At 65.0% G+C, this 18435-nt stretch carries 15 protein-coding genes, 1 other RNA gene and 1 pseudogene; 5 read left to right on the top strand and 12 right to left on the bottom strand.

The window, feature by feature from the left end; translation table 11 throughout:
* Positions 1-20: 20 nt before the first annotated feature.
* The 5 genes from AC1DTW_RS09825 to AC1DTW_RS09805 form a co-directional block, all read right to left on the bottom strand.
* The gene (locus AC1DTW_RS09825) at positions 21-1523 is read right to left on the bottom strand and encodes an aldehyde dehydrogenase family protein (protein WP_477980876.1); all 1503 of its coding nucleotides are present in this window, start codon (positions 1521-1523) and stop codon (positions 21-23) included.
* Positions 1524-1566: 43 nt separating this feature from the next.
* Positions 1567-3156 (bottom strand): GMC family oxidoreductase, encoded by a 1590-nt coding sequence (locus AC1DTW_RS09820; protein ID WP_477980875.1) that lies wholly within the window; start codon positions 3154-3156, stop codon positions 1567-1569.
* Positions 3157-3370: 214 nt separating this feature from the next.
* A complete protein-coding gene (locus AC1DTW_RS09815) occupies positions 3371-4096 on the bottom strand; it encodes an SDR family NAD(P)-dependent oxidoreductase (protein ID WP_477980874.1) in 726 nt (241 codons plus the stop codon).
* Complete coding sequence (locus AC1DTW_RS09810; protein WP_477980873.1) at positions 4093-5151, bottom strand: 2,3-butanediol dehydrogenase; 1059 nt, start codon at positions 5149-5151, stop codon at positions 4093-4095. The genes AC1DTW_RS09815 and AC1DTW_RS09810 overlap by 4 nt, the downstream gene beginning before the upstream one ends.
* 5 nt (positions 5152-5156) lie before the next feature.
* The gene (locus AC1DTW_RS09805; protein ID WP_477980872.1) at positions 5157-5684 is read right to left on the bottom strand and encodes a 2,4'-dihydroxyacetophenone dioxygenase family protein; all 528 of its coding nucleotides are present in this window, start codon (positions 5682-5684) and stop codon (positions 5157-5159) included.
* A 205-nt stretch (positions 5685-5889) separates the two neighbouring features.
* Between AC1DTW_RS09805 and AC1DTW_RS09800 the strand changes: the two genes are divergently transcribed.
* Positions 5890-6879 carry a helix-turn-helix domain-containing protein gene (locus tag AC1DTW_RS09800; RefSeq protein WP_477980871.1) on the top strand — a complete coding sequence of 330 codons (990 nt, stop codon included), beginning with the start codon at positions 5890-5892 and terminating at the stop codon, positions 6877-6879.
* A gap of 743 nt (positions 6880-7622) precedes the next feature.
* On the opposite strand, the gene AC1DTW_RS09795 is transcribed toward AC1DTW_RS09800, so the two are convergent.
* The 7 genes and pseudogenes from AC1DTW_RS09795 to ompA form a co-directional block, all read right to left on the bottom strand.
* Positions 7623-8090 (bottom strand): MAPEG family protein, encoded by a 468-nt coding sequence (locus AC1DTW_RS09795; protein ID WP_477980869.1) that lies wholly within the window; start codon positions 8088-8090, stop codon positions 7623-7625.
* Positions 8087-8749 carry a TetR/AcrR family transcriptional regulator gene (locus tag AC1DTW_RS09790; RefSeq protein ID WP_477980868.1) on the bottom strand — a complete coding sequence of 221 codons (663 nt, stop codon included), beginning with the start codon at positions 8747-8749 and terminating at the stop codon, positions 8087-8089. The genes AC1DTW_RS09795 and AC1DTW_RS09790 overlap by 4 nt, the downstream gene beginning before the upstream one ends.
* A gap of 143 nt (positions 8750-8892) precedes the next feature.
* Positions 8893-10136: pseudogene (locus AC1DTW_RS09785) on the bottom strand (tyrosine-type recombinase/integrase).
* A gap of 81 nt (positions 10137-10217) precedes the next feature.
* Positions 10218-10588: a transfer-messenger RNA gene (ssrA, locus tag AC1DTW_RS09780) on the bottom strand.
* 12 nt (positions 10589-10600) lie between these two features.
* On the bottom strand, positions 10601-11266 hold the full coding sequence (locus tag AC1DTW_RS09775; RefSeq protein ID WP_477980867.1) for an HAD-IA family hydrolase: 666 nt from the start codon (positions 11264-11266) through the stop codon (positions 10601-10603).
* A complete protein-coding gene (gene ubiG, locus AC1DTW_RS09770) occupies positions 11263-11967 on the bottom strand; it encodes a bifunctional 2-polyprenyl-6-hydroxyphenol methylase/3-demethylubiquinol 3-O-methyltransferase UbiG (RefSeq protein ID WP_477980866.1) in 705 nt (234 codons plus the stop codon). Before ubiG ends, AC1DTW_RS09775 begins: the two co-directional genes overlap by 4 nt.
* A 126-nt stretch (positions 11968-12093) precedes the next feature.
* Entirely contained in the window at positions 12094-12747 is a 654-nt protein-coding gene (ompA, locus tag AC1DTW_RS09765) for an outer membrane protein OmpA (RefSeq protein ID WP_477980865.1), read from the bottom strand.
* A gap of 284 nt (positions 12748-13031) precedes the next feature.
* Between ompA and gyrA the strand changes: the two genes are divergently transcribed.
* From gyrA to AC1DTW_RS09745, 4 genes are all read left to right on the top strand, one after another.
* Positions 13032-15704, top strand: coding sequence for a DNA gyrase subunit A (gyrA, locus tag AC1DTW_RS09760; protein WP_477980864.1), 2673 nt, complete (start codon positions 13032-13034; stop codon positions 15702-15704).
* The gene (locus AC1DTW_RS09755; protein WP_477980863.1) at positions 15704-16318 is read left to right on the top strand and encodes a DUF2059 domain-containing protein; all 615 of its coding nucleotides are present in this window, start codon (positions 15704-15706) and stop codon (positions 16316-16318) included. Before gyrA ends, AC1DTW_RS09755 begins: the two co-directional genes overlap by 1 nt.
* Positions 16319-16404: 86 nt before the next feature.
* Positions 16405-17529: a prephenate dehydratase gene (pheA, locus tag AC1DTW_RS09750; RefSeq protein ID WP_477980862.1), complete on the top strand. Its 1125-nt coding sequence runs from the start codon at positions 16405-16407 to the stop codon at positions 17527-17529.
* A gap of 8 nt (positions 17530-17537) precedes the next feature.
* Positions 17538-18422: a prephenate dehydrogenase gene (locus AC1DTW_RS09745; RefSeq protein ID WP_477980861.1), complete on the top strand. Its 885-nt coding sequence runs from the start codon at positions 17538-17540 to the stop codon at positions 18420-18422.
* Positions 18423-18435: the final 13 nt, after the last annotated feature.

Genomic DNA, 18435 nt, shown 5'->3' with positions numbered 1-18435 from the left:
TTTTTGAAATCGTCGGTGCGTCAGATCGACATGCAGACGCTCTTCACTTCGGTGTAGGACTCGATGGCCGCACGGCCCAGATCGCGGCCCATGCCGCTCTGCTTGTAGCCACCAAAGGGCAGATTGGCGTCGAGCATGTTGTGGGTGTTGACCCACACGGTGCCGGCCTTCAGCCGCGGCACGATGCGATGCACGGCCGACAAGTTGTTCGACCAGACGCTCGCCGTGAGCCCGAAAGGCGAGGCGTTCGTTTGCCGGATCACGTCTTCGACGTCGTCGAAGGGCATCGCCGCAAGCACCGGGCCGAAGACTTCCTCGCGCACGATCTGCATCGCGGGGTTCACATCGACCAGCACGGTGGGCTGGACGAAGCAGCCGGCATCGCGTGCGCGCTTCCCGCCGGTCAGCGCGGTTGCGCCCGCGATGCGTGCACCGTCGAGGAAGCCCATCACCCGATCGAAATGCCGGCGCGAGACCAACGGCCCGAGCTCTGAGGCGGGGTCAAAACCCGAGCCGATGCGCATGCCCTCGGCAAGCCGCGCCACTTCGTGCACGACCTTGTCGAACAAGCTGCGGTGGACGTACAGCAGCGAGCTGGCGGCGCAGACTTGCCCTTGATTGAAGAAGATGCCCATCGCAGCGCCCGTGGCCGCAGCGGCCGGGTCGGCATCGGGCAACACGATCATCGGCGACTTGCCGCCGAGTTCCAGCGTGAACCGGGTCATGTGGTCCACCGCGGCGTGGCCGATGGCGCGTCCCGTCGGCGTGGATCCCGTGAAGCTGATCTTGTCGATGCCCGGGTGCGAACACAGCGCCGCACCCGTGCCGCCGCCGCCGCACACGACATTCAGCACGCCAGCCGGCAGGCCGGCGTCCATCGCCAGCGCCGCAAGGCGAAGCGCGGTCAGCGGCGTCTCGGGCGATGGCTTGACGACGACCGTGCAGCCAGCGGCCAGCGCCGGAGCGATCTTCCAAAGCGCGATGGCGAGCGGAAAGTTCCACGGCACGACTGCCGCCACGACACCGACGGGCTCGCGCTGCGTGTAGGTGTGGTACCGGGCGCCGGGCGGAAACGGAATCGAGTTCTGCAGCGTGCTGCCCTCGAGCTTGGTGGCCCAGCCGGCCATGTAGCGCACGAACTCGGCAGAGAAGCCGACGTCGATCATCCGCGCCACGCTCTGCAGCTTGCCGCCCTGCAAGGTCTCCATTGCGCTGAGTTCGTCGCCATGTTCTTCGATCAACTGCGACAGGCGGAACAGGATTCGCTCGCGGTCGGCCGGCCGCATGCGGGACCAAGCCGAGTCCTCCAATGCGCGGCGAGCGGAGGCGACAGCGGCATTCACGTCCTCCGCATCGCTGTCGGGCGTCTCGGCCACGACCATCTCGGAAGCCGGGTCAACCACCTCGATGTGCCGGCTGGCGTGAGCCTCGCGGAATGCGCCATCGATGAAGTTGCCGCGGCTGCGCCGCGACAAGAAGCTGAGGCGTGCCAGTTCCTGCTGAGTAAGGTCTTGGGTGTTCATGGGGCGGTAGTGGGTGGTGGGTCGTTGAAGGACACCGCCGCCGTCAGCGCGCGAGCATCAGCTCGGCACCGCGCTCGGCGATCATGATCGTGGGTGCGTTGGTGTTGCCACTGCAGATCGTCGGCATCACGGAGGCGTCGCATACGCGCAGCCGGCCGATGCCACGCACGCGCAGCTGCGGGTCGACGACGGCCATCGCGTCGGTACCCATGCGGCAGGTGCCCACAGGGTGGTACACGGTCTTGGCGTACTGCCGCACGAACTGCTCGAGTTCGGCATCGGGCATGTGCTCGTTCGGGCCGGGATAGAGCTCTTCTGCAATGACCTTGCTCAACGAAGGCATGCGGAGAATTCGACGCGAGAGCTTCAAACCGCGTACGAGCGTGTCGACGTCTTCCTGTGCGCTGAGGAAGCCGCCGTCGAACTCCGCCTGCTCCGTCGCGTCGGCACTCTTCGCTTGGACGCGGCCGCGCGACTTCGGGCGCAGAAAGCACGGGTCGATCGAGATGCCGTGAACCTCCGGCATCGGCCGGTCGACATCGCCGACCAGCACCGGGAGCACGTGGAACTGGATGTCCGGTCGACCACTGCCTGTCGTGTCGACGAAGCCGCCGCTCTCGACGACGTTGGAGGTCAGCAATCCGGTCTTGAACAGCTCCCACTGGAGCCCGTGCTTCAACGCGGTGAGGCCCTTGTCCTGTCCGAGCAGGCTGATCGGTTCGCGGCACCGTCCGTGGACAATGATTTCGAGGTGGTCCTGGAAGTTCTCTCCGACACCCGCCAGCTCGTGTCGCACCGGCACGCCGATGCGTTGCAGCAGCTCCCCTGGGCCGATGCCCGAGACCTGCAACAGCTTGGGGCTGGCCAGAGCGCCGGCACTGAGCACGACCTCGCGGTTCGCCGTCGCGCGCTTCGTCGTGCCATCACCCAGTCGGTACTCGACACCGGTCGCCTGGCCGCCTTCCATGGTCACGCACAGCACGTGCGCACCGTTGACCAGTGTGAGCTTCGGGTCACCTTGCACCGCGGCGAGGTAGGTCGCCGCGGTGCTGCCACGCGTCCCATCGATCGTCGTGGTCTGGTAGAAGCCCACCCCATCCTGGCGGCCGCCGTTGAAGTCGTCGTTGTAGGGCAAGCCCGCTTCCTGGGCAGCCTTGAGGAAGGCCAGGCTCAGGGGATGGCGGAACTTCGTGTCACTGACGCGAAGCGGCCCGTCGGTGCCGTGCATAGCGCCGGAAAAGCGCATGTTGCTCTCGGCGCGCCTGAACATCGGCAGCACGTCTTTCCACGACCAGCCGGTGCAGCCCGCTTCGGCCCACGCGTCGTAGTCCGCCGCCGCGCCGCGGATGTAGATCATCGCGTTGAGCGAACTGCCCCCGCCGGTCATGCGGCCCTGCGGCACGTACATCTTGCGGCCATTGGCATGCGGCTGCGGGGTGGTCTCATAGAGCCACGACCGCTCCGTGCCGATCACCCGCACAAACGTCGCCGGCATCTTGACGAACTTGACGGCGTCCGTTGGACCGGCCTCGAGCAACAGCACCGAATGGCCTGCCTTGATGAGGCGATGTGCGATCACGCAACCGGCCGAGCCGGCTCCGACGACGATGTAGTCGACGACTTGCTTGTCCAACGTCAGGTCTCCGTTTGTGCATCGACCCTGCACAGAAGATGTTTGGGTCGTTGGAAGGCATCGTCGTCATCAAGCGGTTGCGCCCCAAGCGACTTCGTTGGAACTGCGCTGTGAATCAATCCGCAGTGCGCGTTGGCGACTTCGGCGCATGTGTCAAGCAAGCCGCGACGACTTCCGGGATGCCTCTGTGAACGGACACGAAAGCGTCCGGCAATCAGACGGTCAGGTAGCCGCCGTCCACAGGCAAAGTCACGCCGGTGATGTAGCGCGCGGCAGGCGAGCAGAGAAAGACAATGGCGTCGGCCACGTCAGCCGGCTGACCCCAGTGTCCGAGCGGCGTTCGATCCATGATTCGCCGGCTGGCCTCCTCGTCGCGAGAAAGTCCCTCCGACAGTGGCGTGATGATCCAGCCGGGCGCGACGGCATTCACGCGAACTCTTGCAGCTGCATAGGACTGGGCCAGGGACTTGGTGAGCTGGACCACCCCGCCCTTGCTCGCCGCGTAGGCGGGCCGATCCGCACTGCCGAAGGTGCTGAACATCGAGGCGACGTTGACGATGCAGCCGCGGGCACGCACAAGCGCAGGCACGGCGACACTGCAGGCACGCATGATCGACGTCAGGTTGACGTCCAGCACGTGCTGGAACACGTCAAGCTCGTATTCCGCTCGATCGCGGCTGATTCCGGCGCAGTTGACCAGCACATCGATCGAGCTCTCTTCGGACAGCACCGCGTGCAGCGCCGGCCCATCGGTCACGTCGAGTTCGACGCAACGGATCCGGTCGCGCACTGGCGCGTGCTTCCCTGCGGCTTGCAGCCCCACGGCCAGCACGCTGGCACCCAGTTCCGCCAAGCGCAGCGCAGTGCCGGCGCCAATCCCCGACGTTCCGCCCACGACGATCGCTCGTCGTCCCTCAAAGAGCGTTGCAGTGAAAGTCATTTCATATCCTCCCCATTGGGCGCGACCAGGACCTTCACTTGGTTCTTGTCGGCAATTAGCGCGTCGAAACCCTGCTTTACCGCCTGCGCAAGCGGTACCTTCCTCGTCACGATCGCGGACGGGTCGATCAGGCCCCTGGCCGTCCACGCAATCAGCGTCGGGAAGACATCCCTGTAGCCGACGCTTGCGGTCAAGCGCAGTTCGCGGTTGACGATGTCGAAGACGTCGACTTGGGCCTTTCCCATCAAGCCCACGAGCACAGCCTCGCCACCTTTGCGGACACACGCCAGGCTCGAATCGAGAGTGGCCTGCGACCCGGCGACTTCGAAGGCAACGGCAGCCCCTCGACCTGACGTCGCCGCGAAGACCGCGCTGGCGCTGTCCACACGCGAGGCGTCCACAGCCTCGCTGGCGCCCATTGCGCCGGCCATCGCCAAGCGGCTGGCATGAACGTCCACTGCGATGATGTCGCCGGCGCCGCATTGACGCAGCATGGCCACCGTCAGCAGGCCGATCGGCCCCATGCCGAACACCGCGCAGGCATCGCCCGCTCGCAGCCCGCTGGTTCGCACGGCGTGCAAGGCAACCGCTGCAGGCTCGAGTACAGCGGCTTGATCGAAGCGCACTTCGTCTGGAAGCTGGTGGACCGAGTACGCGGGTGCCACGACTGTTTCCGCCAGCCCTCCGTCTCCCATGAGACCGACAAACCCCATTGAAATGCAGCGGTTGTACTGACCTTGGCGACAGTACTGGCACGCCCCGCAGCGGTATTCCGGCTCGATCGCGACACGCCTACCGACCGCGACTACCGAGTCCGCGGACTCGACCACCACGCCGCAGAACTCGTGTCCCAGCGTCAACGGGGCGCACCGACCCGAGATCGAATGCGGGCGTTCGATGGGAATCGCATGCGGCCCATCGACGTACTCGTGCAGGTCACTCCCACAGATGCCGCAGTAGGCGACCCGAATGCGCACCTCGCCGGGTCGCAACGCGGGTTCCACCAGGTCCACCAGCCGCAGGTCTCGTGCCCCGTGCCAACGCAGTGCCTTCATCGCGGTTATCGGAACAGCGTGTCTACATACGCTGCGCCGATACCCACCTTGTCGTAGTGCTCGCGGCACATCCGGATGTAGTCATGCACGTCGAAATGACCGGTGGACTCGCCCTTCTCATCGAGCCAGATCAGCGGCCCCTTGACGATGAAAAACACACGCATCGGATCGGGGTGCTCATAGGAGACCAGCGTGTGGCCCTCACCGGGCGTTTCGTACACGAAGCTTCCAGCCGTCGCGATCCAGTCATGCTCGAGATAGCCCCACTTGCCTGAGATCGTGTAGGCGAAGACCTCGTGAGGGTGGTAATGGCGGTTGACGAGTCCCGGCTTGTCAGCGCGAAGCACATCGGCCCATCTGTTCTCACTGGGAGATATCCACAAAGGGCGCGAAGATACGGTTTCGCTGAAGGGCACGTAGTAGCGCAAATCGTCCGTCGCCGCATTCGCGATGTGCACCTCTGGCTTGGCGTCAGGCTTGAAAACATCAGCGATTGGCGGAATGGTCCGCCAGAACTCGGCTTCGACAGACATCGTTGTCTCCCTGCGAACGTGTGAGGCAGGCGACTTTGTCTTCAGATCAACGCGGCCGCTGTTCCAGGCGGGACGAGTTGGTTGCCTCGCCTGGACAACGCGACAGAGCTTCAGGGATTGCCCTGACGAGCACGATGCTTGCCGCTTCCGCTCGACTGTTAGCATGAGATGGACCGGTCGCTGCGGTCGGCTTTTCGCCAGCCCTATGCCATCTCTCGCCACTCAAGAACGTCGCTTCGTCCCCTTCAAGGAAGGGGCGACGGAGTTCGCGCCGACTCGGGAACGCTTGCGCTACTGGGAGTCGTACACCACGTCGGAACTGATCGGTCTTCGCTGTTCTACATACGCCGAGGAGGGGCTCAATGCACGGCAGCGGAATTTCGACCTCGGTGCACTTCGCATCGCCGACATCGTCGGCAACGAACACGTCGTGGAACGCACGATGCCCATCGTCCGACGCCACCCGAAGCATTCGCTGTTTGCTTGCATGCTGTTAGAGGGCGAGGCCTTCTTTTACCAATCGGGCCACTGCACCCTCGTTCACAGCGGTGACCTCGTCATCTACAGCACGGAGAAGCCGTATCTGTACGGGTTCACGCGGCCGATGCGCCAGCTGATGATCGATATCAAAGCCGATGAAGTGTTTGATTCCGGCGACGAGATGTCACCAACCTCATTGCTCAAGATCGATGGCAGCCTTCGCGCGGGGCAGTTGCTCATCCAGCCGCTGAGAGAACGGATCCTGGGTTTCATGGACGAGCCGCTGTCCGTGTTGGCACCGACCGTGCATCGCGATATCCGGGCGAGGTTGCAGTTGCTCCTGAGACCGAGGGGGCATGACACGCCACGAGGCGACGACGTCATGGCTCTGCGTCTTCTGAGGGCTGAACGTTTCATCGCTGAACATCTTGCGGAACGCGAACTCGATGCTGAGGCCGTCGCAAACCACATGGCAATGTCGCTGCGCAATCTGAACCGAGTGTTCGAGAGGCACGAATGCAGCGTCACCCAATGGATCTGGCAAGAACGCCTTGCATTGGCGCATCGGCAGCTCGCCGATTTTGGCCATTCCGCCCGCTCCATCGGTGACATCGCGTTGGGCTGTGGCTTCTCTACGCAAGCTCACTTCGCACGCGAGTTCAAGCAGCGCTACAGGGCCACCCCAACGCAACATCGACAGGCCGGTACGCGTTGATTCGATCGGACCTGACGCGGCGCGCATCGTCGATTGACGCGGGCCACAGGGATCGCCCGGCGCCCACGACCTTGCTCGCATGACCGCCTCCCCTTCATCAGTTTCGCCTCGTCAAGGCTAGTTCCGCTTTTAATGAGATTCGATCGCTAAGGGTAAGTCGCGCCGAGTCGATGCCCGTTCGATGATCGACTCCCGCGCGGCGCGCAGGGTCAAGGGCGGGCGCAGCCCGGCGCAAGCGGACCGTTGACGCGGCGCGCTGCGCACCCACGCTCGCTGGTTCGGGCAGGCGGCTCTTGGGCGGTCTGCCCCCCGAGCCCGTCCGACGGCGAGGACACCACTTCGTCGGTCCGACCTACCGCTCGATCTCCGGCCCTCTGCGCTGCCGCAATGGCATCGGCAGCGGCTACCGGCTCATACCCGGTACCGCAAAGCGTAGAACCGCTTCCGACCATAGGAGCCAGCGGCGGATCTCTCAGCGAACGGCCGGTCTACTTCGGAACTTGACCTTCGCCGACCGGCCAAGAAGGTCAATGATTGCGACATCAGTCGTTCGCGCATGCCGACCGACGATCGCAGCAATTTCGGGGCCGAACGGCTGCATCCGATGGTCACGAACCAGCGCTGCCGACCCTGAGCTGTCACTCGATCGTTGGGCCTGGATGACCGATGGCCGACCTTTGTGTTGTCGCTCACGTCCGCGACGTTTGGTGACGGGCCTTTCAGTCGTTGGCGCGGAAGGTGGTTCAGTGCCAGAGGGCAACCGTGCCGGCGTAGATCACCATGCCGGCGGTCAATGCCGCGCCAATCGTGAAGCAAGCCGCCCGCACCTCGTGGTCCTGCTCGGTCAGATAGGCCCAGGTGTGGGCCATACGCGCTGCAACGTAGCCGAACAGAAACACCGCGGCCACAGCCGTCGACGGCGACGCTGCCACCAGCAGCAGCCCGGCGACCAGGAAGAGCGGCGTGTTCTCCCCCTCGTTGCGGTGAAGGCGTCGAGCCCGCTCAACGTCATCATTGGTGTCCGTCTGCGTCGGGCTTGGGTTCGGATTCATCAGCGTACGCCGCGTGTCCTCCGGGTTCAGGAAGCCGCTATTGACCTTGACCATGCGCTGCACGGTCAGAAAGGCGTGCCCCAGCATCTTCAGGATCGCCAGTCCGGCGGCCAGGACATACAGCGTGAAGACGGGGTTGTCGGCGGTGAATGGGCTCATGATTGTGTACTCGGGGTTGTGACGGCGATTCGGTGGGTTGCGACCAGCGTTGCGAGCAGTGCCTCGTCCTCATGACGTAGGGGATCACCGGCTGACTCGACGAGTGCCTTCATCGTGAGCAGGCCGACCACGGACATGTAGGCGGTGAAGGCAAATCGGCGTGCCTCGTCGGGACTCGCGCGGGGGCCGCGGTCGCGGGTCACGCGCTCCGTGACGCCACCAAGCAGCAGGTCATTCAGTGGCCGCAGACGGCTCAACCGGCCAGAGTCCATGAGTCGAATCAGGTCGAAGGTCGGCAGAACCGTGTGGCTGAGCTGGAACAGCCGCGTGCGCCCCTTGAACGCCGCGAAGTAGCTGCGAAGCAAGGCCTCGACGGCATCGGCGCCATGGGTCGTTGGCGCAACCGCCGCGGCCACCGCCTGAGCGGCGTGGGAAAGCTCGGCGTACACCACTTCGAAGAGCACGCTCTCTTTCGAGTCGAAGTAGTGGTAGACGGCCTGCTTGCGTAACCCCACCTCGCGGGCGACGAGTTCGAGCGAGAAGCCCTGGAACCCATGCGTTTCGATGATGTGGCGGGCGGCGTCGACGAATTCCTCGCTGGCGAACTGCCGCCGTCGGGCTATCCGCGGCGAGAGTTGGGGAGGATTGGCATCTGGCATGCACAATACCTTACCATCGGTAACTTACCATGTCTACGGTAAGGTTACCTGCTTTGCGCGGAAGAAGCTGTTCTCGAACAACGTTCTCGATAGCGCGAATCAAAGATTGAGAGAGCGGCTCTTTCGCTGCCCTTCCCTTTCCCTCATCGCATTCTGTCGATTGCCGGCGTTCTTGCAGCGCTTCGGACTCGACTGCGTTTGATCGGGATGATCTCGGCGCCTGTACGCAGTTTGTCGAGATAGTCAGCCCCCATCTGCAGCATCTTGCGACGCTGCTCGAGGAACTCCGTCCGGTTGTAAGCGCGGCCCAGCGAGTCTTTCACGGCGTGGGCGAGCTGTGCCTCGATCACGCCCTCGTCCACATTCAATCGCTCGGCCAGCGAGCGTGCGCGCCATCGCTGGGAACCCGTGGCCCGTCATTTCGTCGCTCGGGAAGCCCATGCGTCGCAACGCCGAGAGCACGCCGTTGTCGCTCATCGGCCGTTCGCCAGTGCGTGGACTCGGGAACAAATACCGGCCATGGCCAGTCAGCGGCTGTAGCTCGCGAAGGATCGCAAGTGCCTGTCGAGACAGCGGAACGACGTGCGATGCGCCGCTGAGCTTCTCCTGTTTGGTTCGCTTCATGCGCGCAGCGGGGATACGCCACTCCGCAGCATCGAGATCGAACTCGATCCACTCCGCTTTGCGCAACTCACCCGGGCGGACGAAGACGAGGGGTGCGAGTTGAAGCGCCGCTCGGGTGATCGGCATGCCCTCGTAGCTTTCGATCGCCCGCAGCAGTTCACCCACGCGTTTGGGATCAGTGATCGCCGCCATGTGCTGCACCAGGCTTCAACGCACCGCGCAGGTCGGGCGCAGGGTCACGTTCGGCTCGGCCGGTCGCGATCGCATACCGGAACACCTGGCCGCATGCCTGCAACGCGCGATGCGCTGTCTCGATGGCGCCGCGCGCTTCGATGCGTCGGATGGCCTGGAGTAACTGCGGCGCCTTGATCTCGCCGACTGGCAGCCCACCCAGCCACGGAAACACGTCCTGTTCAAGCCGGATCAACGTGCGAGCTGCATGGCCCGCACTGACCTGACCAAGATGGATCGTTGCGTGCCATTCGCGCGCGACGGCTTCAAAGCTGTTGACGACGACTTCCGTTCGGCTTGCCTTCTCGGCTTTGCGGGCCGCACTCGGGTCCACGCCCTGGGCGATGAGGCGTCGCGCCTGATCACGCTTTTCGCGCACCCCCTTCAAGCCGGTGTCGGGATAGGTACCCAACGACAGCAGCCTCGCCTTTCCCTCGAAGCTGTACTTCGGGAGCCACCACTTGCCGCCTTTCGGACTGACTTCCAAGTAGAGGCCGCGGTCGTCGTAGACCTTCCGAGACGTCCCGAGCAAGAAAAAACCCCCAAGTCGTTGATTTACTTGGGGGTTTTAAGATCTTATGGGACGTTCTGGGACGTCTTTGAAACTATCGTCTGGTGGAGCTGGGGGGAATCGAACCCCCGTCCGAAAGCCATTGCCGGGCAGATCTACACGCTTAGCTGACTGATTTGGTTTTAGAGCCGTGGGTCGCGCAGCAGCACGCTACCCACATTTCGATTCACTTGATTTGATCCTGTGAAGAGTGACCCAACTCAGGACGAGCCAATGTGTATGACCTCGCAGTCTTCCGGTTACCCGTCAGACCCAGCCCATCGGCCAACTGTTGCGAGGCTCACCGGTTTTAAGCGGCGAGGGCGTACGAAGAGTCGTTCGCAGTTACTTTGTTTCCAGTGGATTAACGAGCGAACTGGTGCTCGGCGTGCACTGTTCCGACTCCGCACCCTCGTCGAAGCCAGGTCAGCCCCAGAGTGGGTATCTTAGGCCATCCGCAGCAGCTTCAAGAGCTCACCGGGTATTTGGATCAGGTGGTCGGCGCCCCAGGTCTCGACTGGCTCGCCGGCACCGAGGTAGCCCCAGCCGACCGCGATCGTCGCCATGCCGGCGGCGCGGCCGGCCTGCACATCGCGCAGATCGTCGCCGACATAGACGCACTCGGCCGCCGGCACCTGCAGGCGGCGCGCAGCCTCGAGCAGCGGCGCCGGATGCGGCTTCGAGTGCGGCGTGGTGTCGCCGCAGACCAGCGTCGCACCCGGCGCCAGCAGACCGAGCGAGCGCACCAGCGGCTCGCCGAAGCGGCTCGCCTTGTTCGTCACGATGCCCCAGGGCAGCGCGCTGTGGTTCAGTGCGGACAGCACCGGCAGCATCGCGGGGAACACTTGCGTGTCGCGGGTCATGCGGGCCTCGTAGCGCTGCAGGAACTCGTCGCGCAGCGCGGCAAAGGCGGCGTCATCGGGCCCGACATCGAACGCGCAGCCGACCATGCCGCGCGCACCGGCGCCGACCATCGGCCGGTAGTGGGCCAGCGGATGCGGCGCCAGACCGCGCGCGATGCGCATGTCGTTGCCGGCGCCCGCGAGGTCGGGCGCGCTGTCGATCAGCGTGCCGTCGAGATCGAACAGAACCGCGCGAACGGCATGCATCATGCCGGCTTCCGGCACGCGATCAGGTAATTCACACTGGTATCGGCCGACAGGGTGTAGCGCTTCGTCAGCGGGTTGTAGCCCATGCCGCGGGTGTCCGCGAGTTCGAGGCCGGCGTTGCGGCACCACTGCGCGAGCTCGCTCGGCCGAATCAGGCGCGCATACTCGTGCGTGCCCTTCGGCAGCAGCTGCAGCACATGCTCGGCGCCGACGATCGCGAACAGGAACGCCTTCGCGTTGCGGTTGATCGTCGAGAAGAAGACCCAGCCACCAGGCTTCGCGAGCGTTGCGCAGGCCTGCACGATCGACGCGGGGTCTGGCACGTGTTCGAGCATCTCCATGCAGGTGACGGTGTCGAAGCGGCCCGGCGCTTCAGCCGCGAGCGCTTCTGCAGCGACCTCGCGGTACTCGACGTTCTCGGTGCCGGCCTCGAGCGCATGCAGTTGCGCGACCTTCAGCGGCTTGGATGCCAGGTCGATCCCCAGCACGGTCGCGCCGCGCCGCGCCATCGAGTCGGTGAGGATGCCGCCGCCGCAGCCGATGTCGAGCACGCGCGTGCCCTTCAGCGCGGCGTGCCGGTCGATCCAGTCCAGGCGCAGCGGGTTGATCTGGTGAAGCGGGCGGAACTCGCTCTCGGTGTCCCACCAGCGGTGGGCCAGCTCGCTGAACTTGGCGAGCTCTTGCGGGTCGACGTTGGTGGTCATGCGGCGATGGTAGCGAATGCGCTGTGCACCGAAACGAAGCTGCACTCGAATCGGGCATCGGAAATTGAAAAGCCCCGCCAGGGCGGGGCTTCGAAGCGAGCCGGCCCGTGAGGGCCTGGCTTGCTGTTACTTGCCGCGGGTACCGACGACTTCGATTTCCACGCGACGGTTCTTCGCGCGGCCTTCGCTGGTCTTGTTGTCGGCGACCGGCTGCTTCTCGCCCTTGCCTTCGGTGTAGACGCGGTTCTTCTCGACGCCCTTCGAGACCAGGTAGCCCTTGACGGCTTCCGAGCGCTTGACCGACAGCTTCTGGTTGTAGGCATCGGAGCCAACCGAGTCGGTGTGACCGACGGCGATGATGACTTCGAGGTTGATGCCGCCCATCTTGCTGACGAGGTCGTCGAGCTTGGCCTTGCCTTCCGGCTTCAGGACCGACTTGTCGAAGTCAAAGAATGCATCAGCGGCGAAGGTGACCTTTTCGGACGTCGGAGCGACCGGCACGACAGGCGCGGGCTTCGGAGCCGGGGGAGCGGCCGGCGGCGGCGGCGGGGGAGCCGGCGCGGGCGGCGGCGGCGGCTTCAGCGCGCCATCGCATTCGGCGATCGCAGTGGCGGGGGTCCAGGATCCATCACGCCAGCACAGCTCGTTGGTGCCGTTCTTCCAGGGAAGGTTGCCGCTGCCGTTGACCCAGTTGTCAACTGTCTGCGCGAACGCGCCAGACATGGTGGTTGCGAGGGCAGCGGTTGCAAAGAGCGACGCCACCTTGTTCAGTTTCTTCATGATTCTCCTCTCGAGGGAAGGCGCAGTAGTGTTCTGCAAAACGTCCGAACCGGAATCGGAAAGTACTGGTAAACCCCCGCGCGTCGAACACGTACCCGGGCGCTGACCACCGACCGGGCTGATTCTGCCATAGGGCTTTCGCGCAACCTGATTTTTGGCCGCGCCTCCAACGCTCAGCCCGGTCGATGTTGCATCAGCGCTACAAGCCACGCCAATTACAATGACGCCCTGCACTGCGCGCCCGCTCGAGCGCGTTGCCTTCCCGGCTCCCACGAAGACATCGCATGACCCAGTTCGCCAAGGAAACTCTGCCCATCAGCCTGGAAGAGGAGATGCGTCGTTCGTACCTCGACTACGCGATGAGCGTGATCGTGGGACGCGCCCTGCCCGATGCGCGCGACGGCCTCAAACCGGTGCACCGGCGTGCACTGTTTGCGATGCACGAGCTGAACAACGACTGGAATCGGCCGTACAAGAAGTCGGCGCGCATTGTCGGCGACGTGATCGGCAAATACCACCCGCACGGCGATCAATCGGTCTACGACACGATCGTGCGCATGGCGCAGGATTTCTCGATGCGCCACATGCTGGTCGACGGCCAGGGCAACTTCGGTTCGGTCGACGGCGACAACGCCGCGGCGATGCGCTACACCGAGATCCGCCTCGCGAAGATCGCGCACGAAATGCTCGCCGATCTCGACAAGGAGACGGTCGATTTCGGCCCGAACTACGACGGTTCCGAAAAGGAACCTCTGGTGATGCCGACACGGCTGCCGAACCTGCTCGTCAACGGCTCGGGCGGCATCGCGGTCGGCATGGCGACCAACATCCCGCCGCACAACCTGAACGAAGTCGTCGACGCCTGCCAGCACCTGCTGAAGAACCCGGCCGCAACGATCGACGAGCTGATGGAGATCATCCCCGCGCCCGACTTCCCGACCGCCGGCATCATCTACGGCCTGTCGGGCGTTCGCGACGGCTACCGCACCGGCCGCGGCCGCGTGATCATGCGCGCGAAGTGCCACTTCGAGGACATCGACCGCGGCCAGCGCCAGTCGATCATCGTCGACGAGATTCCTTACCAGGTGAACAAGAAGAACCTGCTCGAGCGCATCGCCGAGCTGGTGCACGAGAAGAAGCTGGAAGGCATCAGCCACATCCAGGACGAGTCGGACAAATCCGGCATGCGTGTCGTGATCGAACTCAAGCGCGGCGAAGTGCCCGAGGTCGTGCTGAACAACCTGTACAAGCAGACGCAGCTGCAGGACACGTTCGGCATGAACATGGTGGCGCTGATCGACGGCCAACCGAAGCTGTGCAACCTGAAGGATCTGATCGAGGTCTTCCTCGAGCACCGGCGCGAGGTCGTGACGCGGCGCACCGTGTTCGAGCTGCGCAAGGCGCGCGAACGCGGCCACGTGCTCGAGGGCCTGGCGGTCGCGCTCGCCAACATCGACGAGTTCATCGAGACCATCAAGGCCTCGCCGACGCCGCCGGTCGCGAAAGCCGCGCTGATGAACAAGAGCTGGGACTCGTCGATGGTGCGCGAGATGCTCTCGCGCGTCACCGGCGACAACCCGGACGGCCTGCAGGCGTACCGGCCCGAAGGACTGCCGAAGGAGTTCGGCATTCAGCCCGACGGCCTGTATCGCCTGTCCGACGACCAGGCCAGCGAGATTCTGCAGATGCGCCTGCAGCGCCTGACCGGCCTCGAGCAGGACAAGATCATCGGCGAGTACAAGGACGTGATGGCGCAGATCACCGACCTGCTCGACATCCTCGCGAACCCGCCGCGCGTGACCGCGATCATCTCGGACGAACTCGCGTCGATCAAGCAGGAGTTCGGCCAGACCAAGGTCGGCGCGCGTCGCAGCACGATCGAGCACAACGCGATGGACCTCGGCACCGAGGACCTGATCACGCCGACCGACATGGTCGTGACGCTCTCGCACACCGGCTACATCAAGAGCCAGGCGCTCTCCGAGTACCGCGCGCAAAAGCGCGGCGGGCGCGGCAAGCAGGCGACGCAGACCAAGGAAGACGACTGGATCGACCAGCTCTTCATCGCGAACACGCACGACTACATCCTGTGCTTCACGAACAAGGGCCGGGTCTACTGGCTGAAGGTCTGGGAAGTGCCGCAAGGCTCGCGCAATTCGCGCGGCCGCCCGATCGTCAACATGTTCCCGCTGCAGCAAGGCGAGAAGGTCAACGTCGTGCTGCCGCTGACCGACGGCTTCCGCAGTTTCCCGGCCGATCACTACGTGTTCATGGCGACCGCGCAAGGCGTCGTCAAGAAGACCTCGCTCGATGAGTTCAGCAACCCGCGCAAGGCCGGCATCATCGCGGTCGATCTCGACCCGGGCGACTTCCTGATCGGCGCGGCGCTGACCGACGGCAAACACGATGTCATGCTGTTCAGCGACGGCGGCAAGGCCGTGCGCTTCGACGAGGACGACGTGCGCCCGATGGGCCGCAATGCCCGCGGCGTGCGCGGCATGGCGCTCGACGAAGGCCTCAGCGTGATCGCGATGCTGGTCGCCGAAGACGAAACGCAGAGCGTGCTGACCGCCACCGAGAATGGCTACGGCAAGCGCACTTCGATCGTCGAGTACACGCGCCACGGCCGCGGCACCAAAGGCATGATCGCGATTCAGCAGAGCGAGCGCAATGGCAAGGTCGTTGCCGCGACGCTGGTGCGCGCCGACGACGAGATCATGCTGATCACCGACAAGGGCGTGCTGGTGCGCACCCGCGTCTCCGAGATCCGCGAGATGGGTCGCGCGACGCAGGGCGTGACCCTGATCGCGCTCGACGAAGGCACGCAGCTGATCGGGCTGCAGCGCATCGTCGAGAATGACGCCAACGGCGACGCGTCCGCGGACGCTGCCGGCGCCCCACCCCCTGAACCCAACGGCAGCAGCGACAGCGAACCGCCTGCCGAGGAGAACCCCTGATGAAGAAGTTGATGATCACGGCGCTGCTGACCAGCGCCGCGCTGGCCCATGCCCAAACCTCCTCCGCACCGGCGGCGGCCCCGGCGTCGGCGGCCAAGAAGGAGCTGGTGCAGAAGCTGATGGTCCTGCAGCAGCCGGGCATCGAAGGGCTGGCACGCAACCTGGTCGAGCAGCCCGCGGTGCAGATGCTGCAGGCGGCGGGGCGAGCGCTCGGTCAGGTGCCGGCCGACAAGCGCGAGGCGGTCGGCAAGGGCATCGAGGCCGACATCAAGAAGTACGTCGAGGAAGCGACGCCGATCGTGCGCGAACGTGCTGTCAAGCTGGCGCCGTCGACGATCGGCGCGGCGATGGAAGAGAAGTTCACCGAGGACGAGCTCAAGCAGCTGATTGCCTGGCTCGAATCCCCAGTCAACAAGAAGTACGCGCAGCTCGGGCCGGAGATCCAGAGCAGCTTCACGCAGAAGCTGGTCGCCGAGGCGCGGCCGACGATCGAGCCGAAGATCCAGTCTCTCGAGGCCAAGGTTCGCAGTTCGCTCGGCGCGCCGACCGCCGCGCCGGCCGCTTCGGCGCCGGCGAAGGCCGCCACGCCCCCGAAGAAGCCCGCGAGCAAGTGAGGGCCGGGTGAGCGGCGAGCCGGCGTCCCGCCGCCCGATCGATGTGCGGTTGCAGCATCGCCGCATGCGAGAATTTCGCCCACGCCATGGCTGACTCACCCGACTCCCTCTCGACCGCGCCCGATCTGCTCGCCGATCTGCTCGCTTTCCGCACTCGGATCGACAAGCTCGACCGCGACCTGCTGGCGTTGCTGAACCAGCGCGCAGCGCTCGCGCAACAGGTCGGCGAACTCAAAAAGCGCGAAGGCTCGGTCGCGTTTCGCCCCGAGCGCGAAGCACAGGTGATCGACGGGCTGAAGGCTGCGAACCCGGGGCCTCTGAAGCCCGAAAGCGTCGCGCCGATCTGGCGCGAGATCATGTCGGCCTGCCGTGCACTCGAGACGCCGACACGCGTCGCCTACCTCGGCCCGGCCGGCACATTCAGCGAACTGGCCGCACTCGGCTTCTTCGGCTCGACGATCGTCAAGATCCCGTGCTCGAACGTCGACGAGGTGTTCCATGTCACGAGCGCCGGCGCCGCCGACTTCGGCGTCGTGCCGGTCGAGAACTCGAGCGAAGGTGTCGTCACCCGCTCGCTCGACCTGTTCCTGACGACGCCGCTGTTCATCATCGGCGAGACCAGCCTTTACGTGCGTCACAATCTGCTGCGGCGCGAGAACGCACTCGACGGCATCGAGGCCGTCTGCGCGCACCCGCAGGCGCTCGCGCAATGCCACGGCTGGCTCAGCAACCACTTGCCGAACGCCGAGCGCCGGCCGGTCTCGAGCAACGCCGAGGGTGCGCGCCTGGCGAGCATCGACCCGAAACTCGCCGGCATCGCCAGCACCTACGCGGCGACCGAGTTCGGCCTGCACGTCGTCGCACCGGCGATCCAGGACGACGCGCACAACCGCACGCGCTTCGCGATCGTCGCGCACCCGCACCAGCATCCGCAGCCGAAGGCCTCGGGGCACGACTGCACGAGCCTCGTCGTGTCGGTCGCGAACCGCCCGGGCGCGGTGCACGACATGCTGGTGCCGCTGAAGAACCACGGCGTCTCGATGACACGCTTCGAGTCGCGCCCGGCGCGCTCCGGTCAGTGGGAGTACTACTTCTACATCGACCTGCAGGGCCACCCCGATCAGCCGAACGTCGCTGCGGCGCTGGCCGAGCTGCGCGGTGTCTGCGCGTTCTTCAAGCAGCTTGGCACGTATCCGATCGACGTGCACTGAAACCCTCCATGTTCAATCAACTCGGCGTGATCGGATGCGGCCTGATGGGCGGCTCGTTTGCGCTCGCGCTCAAGCGCGCCGGCCTGGTCAAGCGCGTGATCGGCTACAGCAAGTCGCCCTCGACGACCGAGAAGGCGAAGAAGCTCGGCGTGATCGACCAGGTCGCGGAGTCGGCGCTGCTCGCGGTCTCGGGCTCCGACATCGTGCTGATCGCGGTGCCGGTCGCCGCGACCGAAGCGACGTTCAAGGCGATCCGCCATCTGATCGAGCCCGGTGTGCTGATCATGGATGTCGGTTCGACCAAGCGCGATGTCGTCGATGCCGCGCGCCGCGTGCTGAAGGAGCACATCGTCTCGTTCGTGCCGGCGCACCCGATTGCCGGCAAGGAAGCCGCCGGCATCAGCCACGCTGACGCGACGCTGTACAGCGGCCGCCAGGTGATCCTGACGCCGTTGCCGCAGACCTCGCCGGAACTGCTGCAGCGCGCAACCGACTGCTGGGCCGCGATCGGCTCGCAGGTGCTGCGCATGACGCCCGAGAACCACGACGCGGCATTCGCGGCGGTCAGCCACCTGCCGCACCTGCTCGCCTACGCGTATTTCAACTCGGTGGCGCGCCACCCCGCCGGGCGCGACTATCTGTCGCTCGCCGGTCCGGGCTTTCGCGACTTCACGCGCATCGCGGCGAGCGACGTCGATGTGTGGCGCGACATCCTGATGTCGAACCGCGAAGAGATCCTGAAGCAGACGCTGCGCTTTCGTCATGCGCTCGATGCGATGGAGCACGCGATGAAGTCGGGCAACGCCGAAGCGCTCGAAGACATGATCCGCAGCGCCTCCGACGCGCGCGGCGGCTGGCAGATGAACGCTGCCAAGCCCAACTCCAACCGCTAACCTGCGCCCGCTT

Source organism: Rhizobacter sp. P5_A1, from assembly GCF_056400745.1.
This window is presented reverse-complemented; position numbering and strand designations above follow the sequence as displayed.